The following is a 20,239-nucleotide window of genomic DNA, read 5'->3' on the forward strand; positions in this document are numbered from 1 at the left end:
CGTTGCAGTCTCCAAGCGACCGTTTGACTGCGGCGGCGCGTTGGGTTACGTTTTAACCGACCCGGGCGGTAGTGGAGGATATGCCCAAATACTCCACCGGTAGCGGCGGGGGCGGTGGCGACGGCGACAGCTGCGAACTCTGCGGTCGCTCGACCGGAAATCTCCGTCTGGCGAACGTCGCGGGCGCTGAGCTCCTCGTGTGCGGGGACTGCGCGCCGCACGATGACTCGCGGAAGCAGCGCACGGACTCCAACAAGAGCGACGGCCACGACGAAACAGTTTCTCGACAGAAGCGGGCTGCGCAGCGACAGGCGAAAGTGTACGACCAAGCGAAGGGCGACGCCTCTCACTGGGAGGAAGGCACCGACTACGAGGAGGACCGGCTCCCGTATCTCGTTTCCGACTACGGCGAGCGGGCCGAATCCGCCCGTCAAGACGCCGGGTTGACCATCGAGGAGTTGGCGGACGAACTCGACGTTGAGGAGTCCGACATCGACGCGGTCGAGCAGGGGCGTGCGACGCGGGCCGGCGTCGGCGGGTCGCTCGTTCGGGCGCTCGAAGAGCGATTCGGCATCGAGCTGGTCGACGAATAGTCCTCCCGCTCTTCGGACCGGCAGGACGACCGATCGACACTGGCGCTCGGAACTGTAACCATTTTTGCCTCCGACGTCCACAGCGAGAACTATGCAGACACGCGCCCCGACGGAACCGACGGTTCGCGAGTTCGACGCCGACGTCATTGACGTCGACGGTCGGACGGTGACGCTCGATCAGACGTACTTCTACGCCGAGAGCGGCGGGCAACCGGCCGATCGGGGAACGATCGACGGCCGACGGGTGGTCGACGTGCAAACCGACGGCGACGCCGTTCGACATACGCTCGCGACGGAACCGGAGTTCGGCGTCGACGATACGGTCACCGGCGTCGTCGACGATGACTTCCGAACGTACTGTATGCGAGCGCACACGGCGAGCCACGTGCTGTACGGCGCGGGCCGGCGGCTCCTCGACGACCTCGGTTACGGCGGCTTCGATATCTCCGAATCGAAGGTCCGCGTCGATTTCACCACCTCGACAGACATCGACGACGGGACGCTCGTCGAACTCGAACGGCTCGTGAACCGGACGGTCTGGGACTCGCGTGAGGTGAGCTGGCAGGAGGTGCCGACCGGGGAGGCGACCGCTCGCGAGGACGTCGCGTTCAACACCAAGACCGAAGAGGGCGTGATGAGCGACGCCGACACGGTCCGAATCGTCGACGTCGAGGGCTGGGACGTCGCGGCCTGCGGCGGCACGCACGTCTCGAACACCCGCGAGATCGGGCCGGTGACGGTGCTCAACCGATCGAACCCCGGTGAGGGGCTCACTCGTGTCGAGTTCGCCGTCGGACCGACTGGGATCGATCGACAGGCCGAACGACACGGCGTTCTCCGAGAGACGGCCGCGGCGCTCGAAACGGGAACCGACGACCTCGCCGAGACGGCGGCCACCGTCCGAGCCGAGCGCGACGAACTGCGTGATCGGGTCCGTGAACTCGAACGCGCCGCCGTCGGCGACGCGATCGACGGCTTCGAGCGCGTCACGAAGAGCGAGACGGTGTGGCGGGTCGGCGTTCTCGACGGCGTCGATCCGAACGACGTCGGCGAAGCCGCGAAAGACGCGGTCGCTGACGACGAGGTAATCGCCGCCGTCGGCGGATCGGCGAGCCCGTACGTCGTCGTCGCGGCCGGGACCGACAGCGACGTCCACGCCGGATCGGTCGTCGAGAGCGTTACGGGAACGTTCGGCGGCGGCGGCGGTGGGGGACCGCCGTTCGCGCAGGGCGGCGGGCTCGACGCGGATCCGGACGATGTCGTCGCGGAGCTTCGCGAGTTGGACCCATCCTCGTGAACCGTCGGAACGGCGACCGGTCATCGAACGCGCCGAAGCTTCTATTCGTTTCGCGAGCCTACGGCTCTCGATGACCGACGTATCGCGCGCTGCCGAGACCGAGACGCGGCCGCTGGAAGCCTTCGACGCGGTCGTCTGGGACCTCGACGGCACGCTCGTTCGCCTGCGGGTCGACTGGGACGTCGTCACTCGCGACGTCGCCGACGTGTTCGAGGCGGCCGGTATCGCCGCCGATGGCGTGGATCTCTGGGAGATGCTCGACCTCGCGGACGAATCTGGCCTCCGGAACGATGTCGAGGCGGTCATCGGCGAGCACGAAGACGCCGGTGCGCGCCGGTCGGACCGGCTCCCCCACGCCGACCTCGTGGGGGGATTCGACGCGGAGGGCGTCTGCTCGTTGAACTGCGAACGCGCCTGCCGAATCGCGCTCGACATCCACGAACTCACGCCCCACGTCGACGCGGTCGTCGGTCGCGACACAATCCCGACGCGGAAGCCGGATCCCGAGCCGCTCTTAGAGACGATCCGTCGGATGGACGTTTCTACCGGGGAGACCGTCTTCGTCGGCGACTCCGTTCGCGACGAGGAGGCGGCCCGGCGGGCGGGCGTCGCCTTCCGTTACGTCGAGAAAGCCGTTTCCGACGACGGCGTCAGCACGGATTCGTAGGGGCGAACAGGCGGTACCGGCTGCCCGCGAGACGACGTACCGCGCTCCCGCTTCCCGTCTCGCGGCTGCGATCAGCGCACGACGGCGATGGTGCCGTCATCGTATTTGAACCCGAGGAGGGAAGCCGGTCGCGTTCATCGGGTGAGTTCCTAGCTCGGAGCGGTCGTTGCGTATCCGTCGGCACGGCCGTTGCATATCCGCCGGCGCGGTCGTTAAGTCCGTTCGACTCCGAAATCCGACGATGAGCTACTCGGTCACCTACTACTGCCCGCACTGCGGCGCTGTCGTCGATATCGAACGCAAGGGCTACCTCGCCGACAAGTCGGTGACGCCGTACCCGCTCGTCGGCTGGGAGTACGCCGAGCCCGAAGACGAGTTCGAGGCGGCCGACGGCGTCCGCCTCGTCTGCGGCGAGGACGCCGCAGACCGCGTCCGCTGGACGGACGAACGAAGCGACGCCGAAGACGTCGAGAACCCCGAGGCCGACTCGCCGTGCGGATCCGAGCTGTTCCTCTCGTTCGTCAGGTACGTCGATGGCGAAGAGGTCGAACCCCGTCCGGAACCGACGTACACGACGATCGGCGGACGCGGCCCGAGCGGGCCGCGCGGACCGCCCGGTCCGGAGTTCGGCGAGTAGAGGTAATACGGTTTCCGCGTCGCTTCTCGGGGCTCGATTCCGACCCTACGGGAGGTCGACGTCGATGTCGGCGACGTCGCCCGCGGACTTCACCGTGTTCCACAGGAGCATCGCGCGCGTCATCGGACCGACGCCGCCGGGAACGGGCGTGATCGCGCTGGCCTTCGGCTCGACGCTGTCGTAGTCGACGTCGCCGACGAGTTCGGACCCCCCGTCGGTCTCGACGCGGTTGATGCCGACGTCGATGACGACCGTCCCCTCTGTGATCATCTCGCCGGTAATCATCTCCGGGACACCCGCGGCGGCGACGACGATGTCCGCGTTCCGGGTTTTCTCGGCGAGGTCGTCCGTGCGGGAGTGACAGACCGTGACTGTCGCGTTGCCGCCCTCGGCCTTCTGGATCAGAAGGTTGGCCATCGGCTTGCCGACGATGTTCGAGCGCCCGACGACGACGGCGTCTGCGCCCTCGGTTTCGACGTCCGCGGCGGCCAAGAGCTTCTGGACGCCGTGGGGCGTGCAGGGCTTGTATCGGGCGTTGCCGGCGACGAGGCGGCCGACGTTCTCGGGGTGGAAGCCGTCGACGTCCTTGCCGGGGTCGATCCGACGCAGGACCTCCCGCTCGTCGACGTGATCCGGCAGCGGCATCTGCACGAGGATGCCGTGTACTTCGGGGTCGGCGTTCAGTTCGTCGATGGTGTCGAAGAGTTCCTCGGCGGGCGTCTCGGGATCGAGTTCGATATCGCGCGTGGCGATGCCGACCTCCTTACAGTCTTTGTGCTTCATCGAGACGTACGTCGCGCTCGCGGGATCCTCGTTCATCAGCACCGTCGCAAGACAGGGCGTCGTTCCGGCCTCTGTCAGCGTTTCGATGCTGTCGAGCAGCCCGTTTCGGATGTCGGAAGCGACCTCGTTGCCGTCGATGATCTCGGTCATAGTCTATCCTAACGGGGGTCGGTACCACACTTGAAAGGTGTGGGTTTGGGCGCGCGGCTCTCCGGTCGTCTTCTCCAAAAATCGGCGGGTATCGATGGCTCTACTGCTGGTTCCGACAACGCTCAGTCGTACAGCGGGTACTCGTCGGTGAGCTCGTCGACGCGCTCGGCGACCGACGCGACGACACTCTCGTCGTCGTAGTCGTCGATCACGCGGACGACGAGGTCTGCGACTTCGCGCGTCGCCTCCTCGTCGAACCCGCGGGTGGTGATCGCCGGCGTCCCCAAGCGGATCCCGCTGGGATCGAACGCCGAGCGCGTCTCGCCCGGCACCGTGTTCGCGTTCATCACGATGCCGGCGGTTTCGAGCGCGGCCTCGACGTCCTTGCCGGTCGTCTCGGGGTGCGACGGGCGCAGGTCGGCGAGCACGAGGTGGTTGTCGGTGCCGCCGGAGACGAGGTTGAGGCCGTGTTCCTCGAGCCGATCCGCGAGCGACTTCGCGTTTTTGACGGTCTGTTCGGCGTAGGCGTCGAACTCCTCGGAGAGCGCCTCGCCGAACCCGACGGCCTTGCCCGCGATGTTGTGCATCAGGGGGCCGCCCTGCGCACCGGGGAAGACGGCCTTGTCGATGGCGTCGGCGTGCTCCTCTTCGCACATGATGATCCCGCCGCGGCCCGCGCGGATCGTCTTGTGCGTCGATCCGGTCACGAAGTCGGCGACGCCGACGGGCGAGGAGTGAACGCCCGCGGCGACGAGGCCGGTGATGTGTGCGATGTCCGCGAGGTGGTAGGCGTCGACGTCGTCGGCGACTTCCTGCACGCGCTCCCAGTCGACGTCGCGCGGGTACGCGGAGTAGCCCGAGACGATGATGTCGGGATCGAAGGAGTCGGCGATCTCGGCGAGTCCCTCGTAGTCGACGTAGCCCGTTTCCGCGTCGACCTCGTACTGCCTGACCTCGTAGGTCTGGCCCGCGAAGTTCGCGGGATGACCGTGGCTGAGGTGGCCACCGTGGGTGAGATCCAGCGAGAGGATCTTGTCGCCGGGATCCAGCATCGCGAGGTAGACGCCCATGTTCGCCTGCGATCCCGAGTGCGGCTGGACGTTCACGTGCGCCGCGCCCCACAGTTCCTTTGCTCGATCGATCGCCAGTTCCTCGACAACGTCCGCGTACTCACAGCCCGCGTAGTACCGTTCTCCCGGGTAGCCTTCCGCGTATTTGTTCGTGAGCGCGCTGCCCTGCGCTTCCAGTACTGCGCGACTCGCGTGGTTCTCGCTCGCGATCATCGCGAGCGTGTCTCGCTGGCGCTGCACTTCGCCGGAGAGAGCGTCTGCGACGGCTGGGTCGACGTCGCGGACGTGGCTGTCGTCCATACGAGTTACCGCGTTCGTCCATCCAATAAGTGTGTTTACTTCAGCGCTGTTCCGTCGGATTCGATCGAGGTCGGCCCATCAATCGTGAAAATACGGGCACACAGGCGTAGATGTCTGACACAGAGTATAAGATAGAGAATATATTGTGGGACGAGCCAGCGACTGGGAGTCATCCAACACGGCTCCACCTCATGCGTCTGGAGGATACTCGGAACGGCTGGAGAGTACTTGATGCGGCTGGAGCGCTACTCGATTCGACTTGGGCTACTCGGCGGCGGATCGACCGAGGATCTCCCCGGCGATGCCGGCCAAGTCGGCCGTGTCGGACGCGCGAAGCCGTTCGTCACCGAGTCGCAATCGGAGTCGCGGACGCCCGACGTCGATCGGGACCTTCTCGGTTTCGATCACCCCCGCCTCCTCTAGTTCGGTCTTGGTCCGGGAAAACGTCGCCTTGCTCGCGATACCGACGTCTTCGCCCCACCGCGAGATGTCGTACAGGAGCAGTTCGTTTCTCGCGGCGACAAGCAGGCTGATCACCACCTCGTCGAGGTCGGTCTCCGCGGCGCGCCGGTCTCGAAGGGATTCGAGGACGGCGTCGAAGTCCGCGCGGACCGTCGGTTCGAACTCCGCTTCGAGAGACTCTCGAACCGCCGAGATCGCCGGCGTCCGGAGCGTGAACTGTTCGGCCGACTGAAAGGCCTCCGCGTAGGTCGCTCGCGCGCTCTGCACGAACGACGCTTTGTCGGTCCGCAACCCGACGACTTGGTCGCCGGCGGTGACGACCGCGACGACCGACTCGTCGGTCACGAGGAGCGTGTTCTCCGCGGGCCCGTCGGGAACGCGGAGTTCGAGCGCGCCGCTGGCGATGAGATCGGCGGCGTCGCTCGCGGTCGGAAAGTCCTCGAACACGCCCTTCAAAAGCGGCTCGTCGGCGAGGAGCCGGAGCGACGGACGCTCCGCGATATCGACGCTGAATTCGACGAGCGACTCGACGACGGCCGGCGTTGGACCGACCACGTACACTGCTCCCGTGGCGGGCTGGAGAGCTGACGAAATAACGCGCTCGACAGACGTGCCGTGCACGTTCGTACCGGAGGACATACGATGGATAACTCGCGAGCGGATATTTAATTTTACCGTCGGCTGGCAACGTATTTTTCCCCGTTTCGTCCGTGCAGGCCGCTTTCAACCATCGGGAATGGTTTTCGACGGCGGTTCTCCCAGTCGAACTCGTTGATGCCCCCAAGCGAACTCGTCGACGCACTCAGCGGAACTGACCCACCGTGCCCGCTTTCGACCCCCGCGATTTTACTTCCGTACCCACCACGACGAAGGTGTGACCTACGAAATCGAACTCGTCGGAAGCGGCCCGGCGGCCGCCGCTGCGGAGGCCGCGTTCGACGACATCGACGCGCGGGTCGTCGCCGACGCCACCGATCCGCCCCTGACTGTCGCCGTCGTCCCCGCCGGAAGCGACGTTCCCCACGAAATCGACGGCAACACAGATCGTGTCGTGGTGGTGGAAATCGGCGGTATCGGCGGCTGTGTCGTCGATTCGATCGACGCCTCGGTCTCCGCGTTCGGCCCCGCTGGCGCTCGCTTCTCCGATCTCGCGGCTCGCGTCTCGGCGACGACGGAGTCGACGGGCTCACCGTCGGGCGATCGAAGCGCTGTGAGACTTGCGGGAGCGATCGCCGGGCGGCGCGCCGTTGCACTGCTCGTGAGCGATGATATGGCGGGGACCGTCGCGGAGATCTCGGGAACCGGTATCGCCGCCGAGCGGCGGGTCCTTCCGGTCTCGGACGCCACCTCGCGTGATCGGACGCTGCGGCGCGAGTTCCGCGACGTCGACCTCGACGACTCGCTCGCCCGCGCGGAGCGCGCGCTCGACGAGCGGACGGGGATCGTGTCGCAGGTCGGCGAGCGCGAGTCGTTCCCAGTCCCGTACTACCTCGCACAGACGGCCGACACGAGCGGGTTCAGCGATACGCGGGCCGCAGAGCTCGCCGCCGGGGTCGATCCCGACTGGGACGCCGCGTTTATGAGAGCGCTCGGTGAGGCGCTCGAACGCTACTGCGCCGGTGTCTACCGCCGCTCGGAGTTCACCGTCGCGCCCGAGCGAACGCGCGCGCGCCCGGTGTCGCCCGCCCGGTTCGTCCGCCCCGACAGCTTCCACGCACCGGATCCGGAGACGCCGGTCCCGTGGGTCGACGGCGTCGACCTCCGAACGGAGGAGTCCGTGTCGCTTCCCGCGGAGTTCGTGCACTATCCCCCGCCAGAAGAACGGTTCAAACCGGCGATCACGACGGGGCTCGGGCTCGGGAACTCGGGCGTCGACGCGCTGCTCTCGGGGCTCTACGAGGTGGTCGAACGCGACGCGACGATGCTGGCGTGGTACTCGTCGTTCGAGCCGTTGGCGCTCTCGGTGTCGGACGCGCGGTTCGCGGCGCTCGAAAAACGGGCTCGCGCGGAAGACCTGTCGGTGACGACGCTGCTCGTCACCCAAGACGTCGACATCCCCGTCGTCGCGGCGGCCGTCCACCGCGACGGCGACTGGCCGGCGTTCGCCGTCGGTTCCGGCGCGTCGCTCGATCCGGTCGACGCCGCGCGCTCGGCGCTCGCGGAGGCGCTCCAGAACTGGATGGAATTGCGGGCGATGGGGCCCGAGCAAGCAGCCGACGAGGGTGGCGCGATCGGCGAGTACGCGAGTTTCCCCGACGCCGCTCGGGCGTTCGTCGACGTCGACGCGGCCGTTCCGGCCGAGCGGGTCGGCCCGGAGGCGGTCCCGACTGGCGAGGCCGAGCTGGAGGCGGCGCTCAACCGATTCACCGCGGTCGATCTCGACGCCTACGCCGCTCGAACGACGACCGCGGACGTCGACGCGCTCGGCTTCGAGGCGGTCCGCGTGCTCGTGCCGGAAGCCCAACCGCTCTTTCAGGGCGAACCGTTCTTCGGCGAGCGCGCGCGGACGGTCCCGGAGTCGCTGGGATTCGACCCGGAACTCGACCGCGCGTATCACCCGTATCCGTAGGCGGGAGACGGCGGTGAGTCGTGAGCACGTGTGGGGCTGACAGCCGACACGACTGTTCCACGCGGCGGTGTGTCGGACTCCCGCGAGTCGCCGCGTGGTCGAATGCAGCGGATACCGGCGTTGGCCGCGTTTCAGTACAAAAAGTCTCGTCCGAACCGACGCCCGTCTCCTCTCGTCGAATCGGTGCCTGTCTCCGGTTCACACGCCGAACGTCGCGCGGAGCATATCCCGCGTTCCGGGGCCGAGACCGACCGCGAGCACCGCAACGAGCAGCAACATCGTGTAGCGCGGGCTCTCCTCGAAGATCTCCGCTTCGAACACCCAAATCACGAACGTCGCCGCGACGAGTTTCACGAGGAGGAACGGCCACGTGTCACCGGTCACCGCGAGCACCGATGCGGGCAAGAGCGAGCCGGTGACGTCGACGACGAACTGGTTCACCGGGTGTTTCGGGATCAGATTCGCCCCGGCACCGATCGCCGGCATCCAGTCGAGGCCGACGACGTTGGCGACGCCGTCGACCGCGTGACCCCAGAGGATGACGAAGCCGATTTTTTCGGTTCCCGCGTTGACGCCGGGGGCGAACCGTTCGATGAGCGCCCATGTCGCGAGAGCGGCGACCGTCGCGCCGGCGAGGACGACCGCCGACACCTGCGGGTAGAACTCGACTCCCTCGGCTCCCGTGAGCACGAGCCAGAACAGGTAGCCGAGCGTGGCGAGGAGGACGACCGACCCCGTCCCGAACAGCGCGTAATCGTACCGCTCGACAACTCCCGCTCGGGCGGCCCAGACGGCGGCGACGACCGCGACGAGCGTGATCGCGAAGACGGTGAAGTAGATGATCGGGCTGATAAAGAGCGTGTTCAACGGGTAGCTGATGAGCGCCTCCGCGGCCGGAACGGCGTCGTTTGCGTCCTCGACGACGCGGAGCGCGCCGCCGAAGAAGACGAACGGCAGGAGCGCGTAGAAGAACTCCCGGTCGGTTCCCAGATCGAGGCGTCGAAGGAGGAAGACCACGCCGATCAGCGCGACGAGCAGCGTGACCATGTAGCCGACTTCCGAGACGAGGGTGTAGCCGGGGTATGCGACGGGCTCGGCGGCGTTCGAACAGGCCTGTGCATCGTAGATGTACTCGACGGTACTCCCCGGCCGGACCGCACACACCGCGGAGTTGGCGTCCGCCTGCACGGGGCCCCAGAAGTAGTGCCAGATGAAGCCGTCGTAGACGACCTCCGGGAAGGCGAGCACGCCGACGACGAGCGCGGCGAGCGCGGTCAGCACCCCGCCCGCCCAGAGCCGCTCGGGTGCGACGCCGACGCGTTCGGCGACTGTTGACATAGAGGAAACGCAGACGGCAGTCGTGTTGAGGATTCCGGTCTCCGCTGACGGGACGTTTCAGGGTGCTAACCGGACCTCCGGTCAGATCGATCTTCGTTCGGTACCGATCTCCGCCCAGAACCGATCTCCGTTCGGCCCGCACCTCAGATCGGGAGCGCCCGGTCGTCGAGGTCGGTCGCGAGGATGACCATCGTCTGGGACCGTGAGAACCCCTCGATCCGGGCGATCTCGTCGAACATCAGTTCGCGTAGGCCGTCAGTGTCCTCGGCGGTCACCCGGAGCATCACGTCCCACTCGCCGGTCGTGAGGTGGATCTCTTGGACGCCTTCGATGTCTCGCAGCCGGTCGAGTGCGTCGTCCTCGCGTCCCTGTTCGATACGGAGCCCGACGAACGCCGAGGTCCCGAGGCCGACCGAACGCGGGTCGATCTTCGCGTGGTACCCCTCGATCACCCCGGCCTCCTCCATCCGACCGACGCGGTCGTGCACCGTCGCACTGGACATATCGATCCGCCGAGCGACCTCGCTGAACGGCGTCCGTGCGTTGGCTTGGAGAATGCGCAGGATTTCTCGATCCGTCTCGTCGAGCTCCATACGGTGACTATCGTAGCCCACCGACTTGCGGTTTGTGGGTTGATGCCGACTGACGAATTCGTTTGCAGACTCGCGTCCGGCAGCCTCAGGACTCGTCGATCTCTCGGGCGGCTTCGAGGAGCGTGTCGTGAATCCGCCCGTTCGAGGCGACGAGTCCGACCGAGTCGTGTCGCCAGCGGTCGCCCGCGAGGTCCGTGACCCGTCCCCCCGCGGCCCGGATCATCGCGACGCCGGCTACCGTGTCCCACGGGAAGGCCCGAAGGTTCGTCACGACGCCGTCGAGCGACCCGTCGGCGACGGCCGCGAGTTCCGCCTGCGCGCATCCCATCCGCCGGAGGTCGCCGAACCGATCCGCCAGCGCCTGACAGGCCCGGCCGTACTGCCCCCTCGCGTCGAAGTCCCACCACATCGTCGGCGTGACGACGCACGCCTCGGGGTCGGTTTTCGTCGACACGGTGACGCGATCCCCGTTTCGGTACGTCGTCTCACCGTCAGTCCAGTAGCGGTCGTTCAACGCCGGGAAGTCCGACGCGCCGGCGACCGGCTGCCCGTCGAGAACCGCCGCGACGGCGGTCCCCCACACGCGCATCCCGCGGACGTAGTTGTTCGTCCCGTCGATGGGATCGACGATCCACGCCGGGCCGGATTCGGGCACCCGCTTCAGTTCGTCGTCCTCCTCGCCGACGACCGCGTCCTCGGGGCACGCCTCCCGGAGTACCTCGATGACGGCGGCCTGCGCGTCCCGGTCGGCCTGCGTCACGACGTCCGTCTTCTCTGTCTTCTGCTCGACGTCGTGACGGGTCCGGAACCGCTCATTTGCGACGGTCGCACCCGCCTCTGCCGCCCGTCGCGCTACCGACGCCCGATCGGCCGTATCCATAACTCACAGGCCGTCCGCCCCCATCGTAAACGCACGGGTTTCGTGGCGTCGCCAGCGCGCCTCCGGGTCTGAGCGCACCACCGGGACCTGCCCGGTCACGAGCGCGCCGCTGGATCTGTCGAAGAGAGCGGATCGGAGATAATTAACTCAATTTCGAGTCTGAGTACCTTTTAGTATTCGTACGACAGTAATGGAGGTATGCGCCCGTCAGACGCGGCACGACAGCTCCAATACGCAGTCGCCTCGCAGGCAGACACCTACGACTACGAGATCAGTTACTGGGAAGCCCACGTCTACGAGGACGTCTTCGCGGACGTCTCCGAGCACGGAACGCTCTCGGACGTGATGAGCGTCGTCGAAGCGCTCGGCGACCAGTTCGTCGAGGGGACCCGTCCGTCGCCCGCCGACGCCCGCGAGATCGCCGACGGCGTTCTCACGGCCGGCGGCCGACCCCTGACCGACGGCGGCGACGGTAGCTAAGCGGCGTCGACGCCGAGTACGGGCCCTTTTGTCGCGTTGTCGTCGATCGAAGTCAACGAGCGTCTGCGACTCGCCGTGTAGCGATCAGGCTGGGCAGAGGTGTCTCAGACTGGACGAAGGTGCCTCAGACTGGACGGAGATACCTCAGGCCGGACGGAGGTGCTCGCAATCGCCGGCGTGGACGACGCGCTCGTCGCCCTCGTCGGTTCGGACGACGAGACTCCCCGGAAAGCGCACGTCGACGGCCTCGCCCTCGACGGTCCCGCTGGGGGTCTCGACGCGCACGCGACGACTGAGCGTCGCGGCCCGTTCGCGCCACGCGTCGAGGATCCGGCGGACGTCGGCCTCCTCGCTCGTGAGCTCGTGAAGCGCTCCGAGGACGGACTGGAGGAACGCGCGCCTGTCCACGTCGCCCGCCTCCGCGCGCAGGCTCATCGCCCCCGTCGGCAGCGCGTCGGCGTCGACGTTCGCGTTCACGCCGATCCCGACGATCAGCCACGAGACGCGGTCGGCCTCGCCTTCCATCTCCGTCAGGACGCCGCAGAGCTTTCGTTCCTCGCCGTCGTCGCCCGCGACGAGGACGTCGTTGGGCCACTTGATCCGCGCGTCGACGCCGACCTCTCGAGCGGCTCGGGCGACCGCGACGGCCGCGGCGAGCGTGTACAGCGGAATCTCCGCGGGCGGGCGTCGGGGGCGAAGAAGGACGCTCGCCCAGATCCCGCCCGACGGCGCGGTCCACTCGCGCGCGAGGCGACCCCGTCCGCCGGTCTGTTCGTCGGCGGCGACGACGACGTCCGTTTCGCCCGCCTCGGCCAGCGCTCTCGCGCGACTGTTCGTGCTCTCGATCCGCTCGTGATACTCGACCGTGTAGGGGGCGTCGAGGCCGAATTCAATGGCGGCCGCACCGTACGCTGGGACGCCGACGACTCGGTAGCCGGCCTCACCGCTCTCGATGTCGAAGCCCTCCTCGCGGAGCGCTTCGACCTGCTTCCAGACCGCCGCGCGCGACACGTCGAGCCGCTCGGCCAGTTCCGGGCCCGGAACGGGGCCGTCAGACAGCGCTCGCAACAGCGTCCGTCGGGTCTCGTTCATCGTGCCTCTCTCATCTCACGCATAGCTGTTTTTCACCCGCTATTCGAGGACGACGAGCACGTCGTCCATATCGACGCTGTCGCCCTCGCCGACGAGTACCTGCGTGACGGTGCCGCCGCGCTCGGCCACCACGTCGTTCTCCATCTTCATCGCTTCGAGCACGCAGACGACGTCGCCCGCAGCGACTTCCTCGCCCTCCTCGACATCGACCGAGAGGATCGTCCCCTGCATCTCCGCGGTGACCGTTTCGCCGTCGCCCTCGACGACGACCTCGCCGCCGTCGTCGGTCGCCTCGTCCGGTCGCGAGCGCGTCGAGGCGCTGCCCGTACCGCCCGACACGCCGCCGTTGCCGACGGCGTCGAGGTCTGGAATCGGGGGCGCGCCGCGCTCTTCGAGGTTGACCTCGAAGCGCTTGCCGTTGACTTCGACGGTGAACTCCCGTTCGGTCACGTGGTCCTCGTCGCCCTCGGATCCGTCCGCTCCGTCGGGGGCCGCAGCGGTGTCGCCCGATCCCCACTTCTCGACCGCGCGTTCGATCCGACGCGGGTCGAGCTCCTCGTCGAGGTACTTCGTGGTGTGCTCGCCCGATCGGAACGCCTCGTCGGTGATCATCAGTCGGTGGAACGGGACGATCGTCTCGACGCCCTCGATCTCGAACTCCGAGAGCGCACGCTCCGAGCGTGCCAGACACTCCGTTCGGTCGCTCGCGGAGACGATCAGCTTCGCGATCATCGAGTCGTAGTCGCCGCCGATCTCGTCGCCTTGGCGGACCGCGTCGTCGATGCGGACGCCGATGCCGCCCGGTGGGTCATACGTCTCCAGTGTGCCCGTCGCGGGCGCGAACTCGGCGGCCGCGTTCTCGGCGTTGATCCGGTACTCGATCGCGTGGCCGTCGAACGCCACGTTCTCCTGTGCGAAGTCGAGTTCCTCGCCGGCGGCAACCCGGAGTTGCCACTTAACCACGTCGATGCCGGTAATCTCCTCGGTGACGGTGTGTTCGACCTGAATCCGGGTGTTGACCTCCATGAAGTAGAACTCCCCATCTTCCACCAAGAACTCCACCGTCCCCGCATTCGTGTAGTCCGCGGCGCTGACGCCGCGTCGGGCCGCCTCGCCGATCCGCTCGCGGAGGTCGTCGTCGAGCGCGGGCGAGGGCGCTTCCTCGATGACCTTCTGGTGGCGGCGCTGCAGCGAGCAGTCGCGCTCGCCGAGGTGGCGGACGTTGCCGCGCTCGTCGGCGAGGATCTGCACCTCGATGTGCCGCGGCGATTCGAGGTACTTCTCGACGTACACCGACGAGTTGTCGAAGTACGCCTCGCCCTCGCGCTGGGCGGTCTCCAGCTGTGACTCGACTTCCTCGGCCGACTCGACGACCTTCAGACCGCGCCCGCCGCCGCCGCCCTCGGCCTTGATCGCGACCGGGTAGCCGTACTCCGCGGCGATCTCCTTCACCTCTTCGGCGGATTCGACGGGCTCGGTCGTGCCCGGAACGACCGGCACGTCGGCCTCCTGCATCAACGCGCGGGCCTTCGTCTTCTCTCCCAAGCGCTCCATCGCGTCGGCGGAGGGGCCGATCCACGTCAGTTCGGTCTCCTCGACTTTCCGCGCGAACGTCGCGTTTTCGGCGAGGAAGCCGTAGCCGGGATGGACCGCCTCCGCACCCGCCTTCCGAGCGGCCTCGATGATCGCCTCGTGATCCAAGTACGAGTCCGCCGCGCGCGCGGGACCGACGTTGTACGCCTCGTCGGCGAACCGGACGTGACCGGCGTGCTTGTCGGCGTCGCTGTAGACGGCGACGGTCCGCACGCCCAAGTCGCGGCACGCCCGCATCACCCGGAGGGCGATCTCCCCGCGGTTGGCGACGAGAACCTTGTTGAACATTTGCCGATGTGTTCTGAAACGCGCCACCTCTATCTGTCGGTTCTGCACGAAGGCACATTCGACGATCGTCGATTTCTCCGTCGATTCTCGGCCGTCGAAATCGACTGTTCGTCGGGTGTGCGAACCGAGACACCGACGCCGTTGAACGATCGTGAGATACGGAGAGAATCCAAACCGCCTTATGTGTGTGCCTCCCACGCCAACGACAATGACAGTACGTGTCGGTATCCTCGGCGCGACGGGCGCGGTAGGACAGCGATTCATCCAGCTTCTCGAAGACCACCCGACCTTCGAGCTCGCGGCGCTGACGGCGTCGGAGTCGAGCGCGGGAAAGAGCTACCGCGACGCCGCCAAGTGGCGCGTGAACACGCCGATTCCGGACGACATCGCGGAGATGACCGTCACTTCGACGGCCCCCGAGGAAGTCCCAGACGACGTTGATCTCCTCTTCTCGTCGCTGCCCTCCGGTGCCGCCGCCGACGTCGAGCCCGACTTCCTCGAAGCGGGCTACGTCGTCTCCTCGAACTCCTCGAACGACCGGATGGCCCCGGACGTCCCGCTCACCATCCCCGAAATCAACCCCGGTCACCTCGATCTGATCGAGGTCCAGCGCGACCAGCGCGGCTGGGACGGCGCGCTCGTGAAGAACCCGAACTGCTCGACGATCACGATGGTCCCGACGCTCGCGGCGCTGGCTCAGTTCGGCCTCGAATCGGTGCAAGTGTCGACGCTGCAGGCCGTCTCCGGCGCGGGCTACTCCGGCGTGACCTCGATGGAGATCATCGACAACGCGATCCCGCACATCAACGGCGAGGACGACAAGATGGAGACCGAATCCCGGAAGCTCCTCGGCTCGTTCGACGGCGCGGAACTCGAACTGCACGGGATGGACGTCGCCGCCTCCTGTAACCGCATCCCCACGCTCGACGGCCACTTGGAGAACGTCTTCGCGGAGACGAGCGAGTCTATCACTCCCGAGGACGCCGCCGCGGCGATGCGCGAGTACCCGAGCCCGGATCTCCACTCCTCGCCGGATCAGCTCATCCACGTCTTCGACGACTTCGACCGCCCGCAGCCCCGACTCGACCGCGAGCGCGGCGACGGGATGCAGATCTCCGCCGGCGGGCTGCAGGAGACGACGAACGGCGTGAAGTACAACTGCCTCGCACACAACACGATCCGCGGCGCGGCCGGCGCATCCGTCCTCAACGGCGAACTCCTCGTCGAAGAGGGTTGGGTCTAAAATCAACCACCCACCTTTTTCCAGCGGTGGGTTTCCTCGCTCACTGCGTTCGCTGCGGGAACCCACCGTACAAAAACCTGGAGGGAAAAACTTCCCGCTCGGCTCGCTTCGCTCGCCTCGCGGTACTAGTTCTTGCACACGACTTCCGCTGACAGCGACCGCGACGCCCCTCCTCAGCTATACTGTCCGCAGGTCGTCAGTCGCGCGCCACCGGATCGCCGCGGCGGCAACCTCGTCGGCCCGCCGGACGATCTCGGCTTCGATCGTCGCCAGCTCGACGTTCGTTCGACTCGTATGAGAGAGGACGATGTGGGCGATTTCGACCGGCAGGCCGACTCGTGCGACGACGTGAACGCCGTAGTACGGATGCCCGAGGAGGTCGTAAACGGGCGTGTCGTCCATCCCGTCGAACTCCGCGAGCTTGCTCACGTCGTGGACGAGCGCGCCCGCGACGACGACGTCGAGGTCCAGATCCAGTCTGTCGCCGCGGCGCTCGGTGAGTCGCTCCGCGAGGGCGACGGAGCCGGCGGTCACGTCGCGCACGTGGCCGACGAGCGTCTCGTCTTCGATCCTCAACTCCCGCTGCGTCGGCGGCAGCCACGGGACCGCCGCGAGGTCGTCGACGTCGTGTTCTTCCATCGCGGTCGTCCACGCGTCGACGACGCCCGAACGCAGGCTGTCGTCCTCGATCGCGTCGAGTTCCGGAAAGATCGCACGGACCGAACCTTCGCTCATACCCGGGCTACGGCGGCATCAACAAGTAGAGTTTCGAAGCGGTCTGCGCGGCGGATCCGGTGGACGGGCTCCGCACACGCCCCGACTCAGAGTTCCCGCACTTCGTTGAGCAGTTCCTCGTAGTCGGGTTCGTTCGTCGGGTCCTCGGAGATCCAGTCGTACGCGATAATGCCGTCCTCGTCGATGATGAACACCGCGCGGTTCGCGACGCCCACGAGTCCGAGGGCGTCGATATCGATCTCCAGTCCGTACTTGTCGATCGCGCTGCGGGCCATATCGCTGAGTAGGCCAAACTCGATGCCGTGCTTCTCCCGGAAGGCGTTCTGCGATAACGCCGAGTCGGCGCTCACGCCGTAGATGGTCGCGCCCGCGGCCTCGAAGTCGGCGAGGGATTCCTGTAAGGCGACCATCTCGCTCGTACACGGCGGGGTGAACGCGCCGGGGAAAAAGGCGAGGACGACCGGACCGTCGCCGAGCGCGTCGGCGAACTCGAACTTCGATAGATCGCCGTCCGCGAGGGTCGCACGGAAGTTCGGTGCCTCGTCGCCGATCGTCGGTGATTGAGTCATTGCACTGCTATCATTCGGTCGCCACGGACCAAAAGATGGTGGGTGATATGGTAGCGTGCGGCGCGGCTTCGGTGGCCGTCAGCAGCCGTTTCTCGTGAATCGCTGCCGCACGTGACCGGGGCGACCTTCACGGCCGCCGACCTCAACGCGGCGGTGTCGCCTTTCGCACCCCGGGGCCGTCACTTCGCGCCGGGGTTCGTCACCGCGCCGTTGGCGGCGGAGTCGAAGTCGTTGCCGTACTTCGCGAGCACACCGGAGGTGTACTGCGGCTCGCGCGGCTCCCACGCCTCGCGCCGAGCGTCGAGTTCGGATTCCGAAAGATCGACCGACAGCTCGCGTTCGGGGATGTCGACGGTGACCTCGTCGCCGTCCTCGATGAGGCCGATCGCGCCGCCGACGGCGGCCTCGGGGGCGACGTGGCCGACCATCGGGCCGCGGGTCGCACCGGAGAAGCGGCCGTCGGTCAGGAGCGCGACGTCGTCCTCGTGACCCTGACCGACGACGGCGGCGGTGACGCCGAGCATCTCGCGCATCCCGGGGCCGCCCTGCGGGCCCTCGTTCCGGATGACGAGGACGTCGCCCGACTCGATGTGACCCTCTTGGACGTACTCCATCGCCTCTTCCTCGCCCTCGAAGACGCGGGCGGGACCGTGGTGGTGGAAGGCGTCGTCGCCGGTGACCTTTAGCACCGCGCCGTCGGGCGCGAGGTTCCCGGTGAGGATCTTGATCGCGCCCTCCGCTTGGTAGGGATCGTCGACGGTGTAAATGAAGTCGCCGTCGATCTCGTCGTCGTCGGGGAGATCGAGTTGCGCTAGCTCCTCGGCGATCGTCCGGCCCGTGACCGTCATCGCGTCGCCGTGGAACAGCCCGGCGTCGAGCAGGCGACGGACCACGACCGGGACGCCGCCCTCCTCGTGGAGATCGTTCATCGTCTTCGTTCCGCCCGGCTGGAGGTTCGCGATCTTCGGCGTGCGCTTCGAGATCTCGTCGAACTCCTCGATCGAGAGGTCGATCCCGGCCTCGGCGGCGAGCGCGAGCAGGTGCAGCACGGCGTTGGTCGAGCCGCCGATCGCGACCTGCAGGGCGATGGCGTTCTCGAAGGATTTCTTCGAGAGGATGTCGGAGGGGCGGATGTCGTTCTCGACGGCGTTGAGGACGGCTTCGCCGGCGCGACGCGCGACGTCGTAGCGCTCGGGCGATTCCGCGGGCGCGTCGGCGGTGCCGAGCGGAGCCATCCCGAGCGCCTCGGAGATCGAGGCCATCGTGTTGGCGGTGAACATCCCGCCGCAGGAGCCCGCACCGGGGCAGGCGTGGCGCTCGAGATCGTCGAGTTCGTCGGCGCTCATCTCGCCCTGCGCGTAGGTGCCGACGCCCTCGAAGACGTTCTGGACGGTGACGTCGCGGCCCTCGTGTTGCCCGGGCATAATCGACCCGCCGTAGAGAAAGACCGAGGGCAGGTCCGTGCGAATCGAGGCCATCATCATTCCCGGGAGGTTCTTGTCACAGCCCGCGACGGTGACGAGCGCGTCCATCCGTTCGCCGAAGGCGACGAGTTCGACGGAGTCGGCGATGACCTCTCGGGAGATCAGCGACGCCTTCATCCCCTCCGTCCCCATCGAGATGGCGTCGGAGATGGTGATCGTGCCGAACTCGATCGGCATCCCGCCGGCCGCTTCGATGCCCTCGATAGCGGCGTCGGCGACGTCGTCGAGGTGGACGTTACACGGCGTGATGTCGGCGGCGGGATTGGCGACGCCGACCATCGGCGAGCCGAGGTCCTCGTCGTCGAAGCCCATCGCGCGGAACATCGCGCGGTGCGGCGCTTTGTCCGGGCCCTCCGTGACGTCCGAGCTGGGGAGGTCCGGGTCCTTTCCGTGAGAGAACGGCTCCGCTTCGCCGTCCTCCCGTTCGGGTGGTTCCTGCTGGCTCATACGTGGGACGTAGTCGCAGTGGCATTAAAAGGCCACGCATAGCCGCACTGCGATATAGTAGCGTTTGCAAGTCTTCAGTCACTCGATCGCACGCTGTCGTGCGATCGGCTGAGAGGTCAGTTGCAACCGCTACTATCGGTGTGGGGCGATGATGTTCGCGAGCGTTTATATATGAGAACGCGGCCAGAGGTGCCGTGGTGTGAGAGCTACCCCGCGCCGCTTCGCGGTTGCTCGGCACGTCGACGCGGGTGTGAGGGCGACGCTTCCCGGCCGTCCCACCCGGTCGTCCGCGAGCGGGTGCCGACTGTTCGCCCAAATTCGCCCGAGAGCCTCGCCCTCGCGCTCACTCCGCGGGTCGCGTCGCCAACCCTGCCAGATGCGGCGCTTCGGGAACGATGATCTCCTCGCTGCCGAGTCGCGCGGCGTTCTCGCTGCCGGGCAGGCAGAACACGGGAACGCCGTGGACGATTCCCGCCGTCGCTCGCGTCCCGACCACGCGGGTTCCGATCTCGTCCTCGGAGTAGCGTCTGAACAGTTCGCCGAACCCCGGCAGCGTCTTCTCGAAGCGGTCGCCGACGGCCTCGACGGTCACGTCGTCCGGTGTAACGCCCGTTCCGCCGGTCGTGACGACCACCTCGACGTCGTCGCGCTCGACGATGGCATCGACCTTCGACTGGAGCGTGTCGAAGTCGTCGGGAACGACCTCTCTGACGGTAATCTCGTGGCCTGCGGATTCGAAGGCCGACGCGATGACGTCGCCCGCGGGGTCCTCGTCGAGCGACCGCGACGTCGAGACGGTGAACACCGCCACGCCCAGCGCGCCGACGTCGTGCGCGTGGTGGTCGTCGTGCTCGTGGGATTCGCTGTCGTGATGACCGTGTGTCTCGTGCTCGTGAGAGTCGTGGTCGTGCTCGTCGCTCATATCGGATCTGTGCAGTTCCGTCGACAAAGGTTCACCTCCTCGGCCTT

At 67.1% G+C, this 20,239-nt stretch carries 19 protein-coding genes; 7 read left to right on the top strand and 12 right to left on the bottom strand.

All coding sequences use genetic code 11. The features are described 5' to 3' along the window. Positions 1–80 precede the first annotated feature (80 nt). The 4 genes from U5919_RS13965 (at position 81) to U5919_RS13980 (ending at position 3,194) form a co-directional block, all read left to right on the top strand. The gene (locus U5919_RS13965; RefSeq protein ID WP_336025041.1) at positions 81–593 is read left to right on the top strand and encodes a multiprotein-bridging factor 1 family protein; all 513 of its coding nucleotides are present in this window, start codon (positions 81–83) and stop codon (positions 591–593) included. 91 nt (positions 594–684) lie between these two features. After that, positions 685–1,890 (top strand): alanyl-tRNA editing protein, encoded by a 1,206-nt coding sequence (locus U5919_RS13970; protein WP_336025042.1) that lies wholly within the window; start codon positions 685–687, stop codon positions 1,888–1,890. Between the two features lie 70 nt (positions 1,891–1,960). Continuing rightward, on the top strand, positions 1,961–2,557 hold the full coding sequence (locus U5919_RS13975) for an HAD family hydrolase (RefSeq protein WP_336025043.1): 597 nt from the start codon (positions 1,961–1,963) through the stop codon (positions 2,555–2,557). A gap of 241 nt (positions 2,558–2,798) precedes the next feature. Beyond that, a complete protein-coding gene (locus U5919_RS13980) occupies positions 2,799–3,194 on the top strand; it encodes a DUF7969 family protein (RefSeq protein WP_336025044.1) in 396 nt (131 codons plus the stop codon). Positions 3,195–3,239: 45 nt separating this feature from the next. Here the strand turns inward: U5919_RS13980 and folD are convergent, their stop codons facing one another. The 3 genes from folD to tbsP form a co-directional block, all read right to left on the bottom strand. Then, complete coding sequence (gene folD, locus U5919_RS13985) at positions 3,240–4,127, bottom strand: bifunctional methylenetetrahydrofolate dehydrogenase/methenyltetrahydrofolate cyclohydrolase FolD (protein ID WP_336025045.1); 888 nt, start codon at positions 4,125–4,127, stop codon at positions 3,240–3,242. Between the two features lie 122 nt (positions 4,128–4,249). Continuing rightward, positions 4,250–5,497, bottom strand: coding sequence for a serine hydroxymethyltransferase (gene glyA, locus U5919_RS13990; RefSeq protein ID WP_336025046.1), 1,248 nt, complete (start codon positions 5,495–5,497; stop codon positions 4,250–4,252). Positions 5,498–5,761: 264 nt separating this feature from the next. Continuing rightward, complete coding sequence (tbsP, locus tag U5919_RS13995; protein ID WP_336025047.1) at positions 5,762–6,598, bottom strand: transcriptional regulator TbsP; 837 nt, start codon at positions 6,596–6,598, stop codon at positions 5,762–5,764. A 235-nt stretch (positions 6,599–6,833) separates the two neighbouring features. On the opposite strand from tbsP, the gene U5919_RS14000 reads away from it, so the two are divergent. Then, the gene (locus tag U5919_RS14000) at positions 6,834–8,528 is read left to right on the top strand and encodes a YcaO-like family protein (RefSeq protein WP_336025048.1); all 1,695 of its coding nucleotides are present in this window, start codon (positions 6,834–6,836) and stop codon (positions 8,526–8,528) included. Positions 8,529–8,726: 198 nt separating this feature from the next. On the opposite strand, the gene U5919_RS14005 is transcribed toward U5919_RS14000, so the two are convergent. The 3 genes from U5919_RS14005 to U5919_RS14015 all read right to left on the bottom strand — a co-directional run bounded on the left by U5919_RS14005 (position 8,727) and on the right by U5919_RS14015 (position 11,339). After that, on the bottom strand, positions 8,727–9,866 hold the full coding sequence (locus U5919_RS14005; RefSeq protein ID WP_336025049.1) for a DUF63 family protein: 1,140 nt from the start codon (positions 9,864–9,866) through the stop codon (positions 8,727–8,729). Between the two features lie 143 nt (positions 9,867–10,009). Then, positions 10,010–10,459, bottom strand: a complete 450-nt coding sequence (locus tag U5919_RS14010; protein WP_336025050.1) for an Lrp/AsnC family transcriptional regulator — start codon at positions 10,457–10,459, stop codon at positions 10,010–10,012. Positions 10,460–10,544: 85 nt separating this feature from the next. Then, entirely contained in the window at positions 10,545–11,339 is a 795-nt protein-coding gene (locus tag U5919_RS14015; protein WP_336025051.1) for an inositol monophosphatase family protein, read from the bottom strand. Between the two features lie 198 nt (positions 11,340–11,537). Here U5919_RS14015 and U5919_RS14020 point away from each other — a divergent pair, with 198 nt between their 5' ends. Continuing rightward, positions 11,538–11,819 (top strand): hypothetical protein, encoded by a 282-nt coding sequence (locus U5919_RS14020; protein WP_336025053.1) that lies wholly within the window; start codon positions 11,538–11,540, stop codon positions 11,817–11,819. A gap of 144 nt (positions 11,820–11,963) precedes the next feature. On the opposite strand, the gene U5919_RS14025 is transcribed toward U5919_RS14020, so the two are convergent. Both U5919_RS14025 and U5919_RS14030 read right to left on the bottom strand, forming a co-directional pair. Beyond that, positions 11,964–12,911: a biotin--[acetyl-CoA-carboxylase] ligase gene (locus U5919_RS14025; RefSeq protein ID WP_336025054.1), complete on the bottom strand. Its 948-nt coding sequence runs from the start codon at positions 12,909–12,911 to the stop codon at positions 11,964–11,966. Positions 12,912–12,950: 39 nt separating this feature from the next. Next, on the bottom strand, positions 12,951–14,792 hold the full coding sequence (locus tag U5919_RS14030; protein ID WP_336025056.1) for an acetyl-CoA carboxylase biotin carboxylase subunit: 1,842 nt from the start codon (positions 14,790–14,792) through the stop codon (positions 12,951–12,953). Positions 14,793–15,000: 208 nt separating this feature from the next. Between U5919_RS14030 and asd the strand changes: the two genes are divergently transcribed. After that, positions 15,001–16,035, top strand: coding sequence for an aspartate-semialdehyde dehydrogenase (asd, locus tag U5919_RS14035; RefSeq protein ID WP_336025058.1), 1,035 nt, complete (start codon positions 15,001–15,003; stop codon positions 16,033–16,035). A 177-nt stretch (positions 16,036–16,212) separates the two neighbouring features. On the opposite strand, the gene U5919_RS14040 is transcribed toward asd, so the two are convergent. From U5919_RS14040 to U5919_RS14055, 4 genes are all read right to left on the bottom strand, one after another. Continuing rightward, positions 16,213–16,770: an HD domain-containing protein gene (locus U5919_RS14040; RefSeq protein WP_336025059.1), complete on the bottom strand. Its 558-nt coding sequence runs from the start codon at positions 16,768–16,770 to the stop codon at positions 16,213–16,215. 86 nt (positions 16,771–16,856) lie between these two features. Further along, positions 16,857–17,339, bottom strand: coding sequence for a redoxin domain-containing protein (locus tag U5919_RS14045; RefSeq protein WP_336025060.1), 483 nt, complete (start codon positions 17,337–17,339; stop codon positions 16,857–16,859). 179 nt (positions 17,340–17,518) lie between these two features. Next, a complete protein-coding gene (ilvD, locus tag U5919_RS14050; RefSeq protein ID WP_336025061.1) occupies positions 17,519–19,270 on the bottom strand; it encodes a dihydroxy-acid dehydratase in 1,752 nt (583 codons plus the stop codon). Between the two features lie 343 nt (positions 19,271–19,613). Continuing rightward, on the bottom strand, positions 19,614–20,192 hold the full coding sequence (locus U5919_RS14055) for a MogA/MoaB family molybdenum cofactor biosynthesis protein (protein ID WP_336025062.1): 579 nt from the start codon (positions 20,190–20,192) through the stop codon (positions 19,614–19,616). Positions 20,193–20,239 lie beyond the last annotated feature (47 nt).

The sequence above is a fragment of the Halobellus sp. LT62 genome (assembly GCF_037031285.1).
Lineage (GTDB): Archaea > Halobacteriota > Halobacteria > Halobacteriales > Haloferacaceae > Haloquadratum > Haloquadratum salinisoli.

Coding starts and splice junctions, on each gene's coding strand:
- U5919_RS14025 (WP_336025054.1), bottom strand. CDS start 12,911: ATGAACGAGACCCGACGGACGCTGTTGCGAGCGCTGTCTGACGGCCCC.
- U5919_RS14020 (WP_336025053.1), top strand. CDS start 11,538: ATGCGCCCGTCAGACGCGGCACGACAGCTCCAATACGCAGTCGCCTCG.
- U5919_RS14030 (WP_336025056.1), bottom strand. CDS start 14,792: ATGTTCAACAAGGTTCTCGTCGCCAACCGCGGGGAGATCGCCCTCCGG.
- U5919_RS13970 (WP_336025042.1), top strand. CDS start 685: ATGCAGACACGCGCCCCGACGGAACCGACGGTTCGCGAGTTCGACGCC.
- U5919_RS14010 (WP_336025050.1), bottom strand. CDS start 10,459: ATGGAGCTCGACGAGACGGATCGAGAAATCCTGCGCATTCTCCAAGCC.
- U5919_RS14045 (WP_336025060.1), bottom strand. CDS start 17,339: ATGACTCAATCACCGACGATCGGCGACGAGGCACCGAACTTCCGTGCG.
- U5919_RS13965 (WP_336025041.1), top strand. CDS start 81: ATGCCCAAATACTCCACCGGTAGCGGCGGGGGCGGTGGCGACGGCGAC.
- U5919_RS14040 (WP_336025059.1), bottom strand. CDS start 16,770: ATGAGCGAAGGTTCGGTCCGTGCGATCTTTCCGGAACTCGACGCGATC.
- ilvD (WP_336025061.1), bottom strand. CDS start 19,270: ATGAGCCAGCAGGAACCACCCGAACGGGAGGACGGCGAAGCGGAGCCG.
- U5919_RS14005 (WP_336025049.1), bottom strand. CDS start 9,866: ATGTCAACAGTCGCCGAACGCGTCGGCGTCGCACCCGAGCGGCTCTGG.
- glyA (WP_336025046.1), bottom strand. CDS start 5,497: ATGGACGACAGCCACGTCCGCGACGTCGACCCAGCCGTCGCAGACGCT.
- tbsP (WP_336025047.1), bottom strand. CDS start 6,598: ATGTCCTCCGGTACGAACGTGCACGGCACGTCTGTCGAGCGCGTTATT.
- U5919_RS13975 (WP_336025043.1), top strand. CDS start 1,961: ATGACCGACGTATCGCGCGCTGCCGAGACCGAGACGCGGCCGCTGGAA.
- U5919_RS14015 (WP_336025051.1), bottom strand. CDS start 11,339: ATGGATACGGCCGATCGGGCGTCGGTAGCGCGACGGGCGGCAGAGGCG.
- asd (WP_336025058.1), top strand. CDS start 15,001: ATGACAGTACGTGTCGGTATCCTCGGCGCGACGGGCGCGGTAGGACAG.
- folD (WP_336025045.1), bottom strand. CDS start 4,127: ATGACCGAGATCATCGACGGCAACGAGGTCGCTTCCGACATCCGAAAC.
- U5919_RS13980 (WP_336025044.1), top strand. CDS start 2,799: ATGAGCTACTCGGTCACCTACTACTGCCCGCACTGCGGCGCTGTCGTC.
- U5919_RS14055 (WP_336025062.1), bottom strand. CDS start 20,192: ATGAGCGACGAGCACGACCACGACTCTCACGAGCACGAGACACACGGT.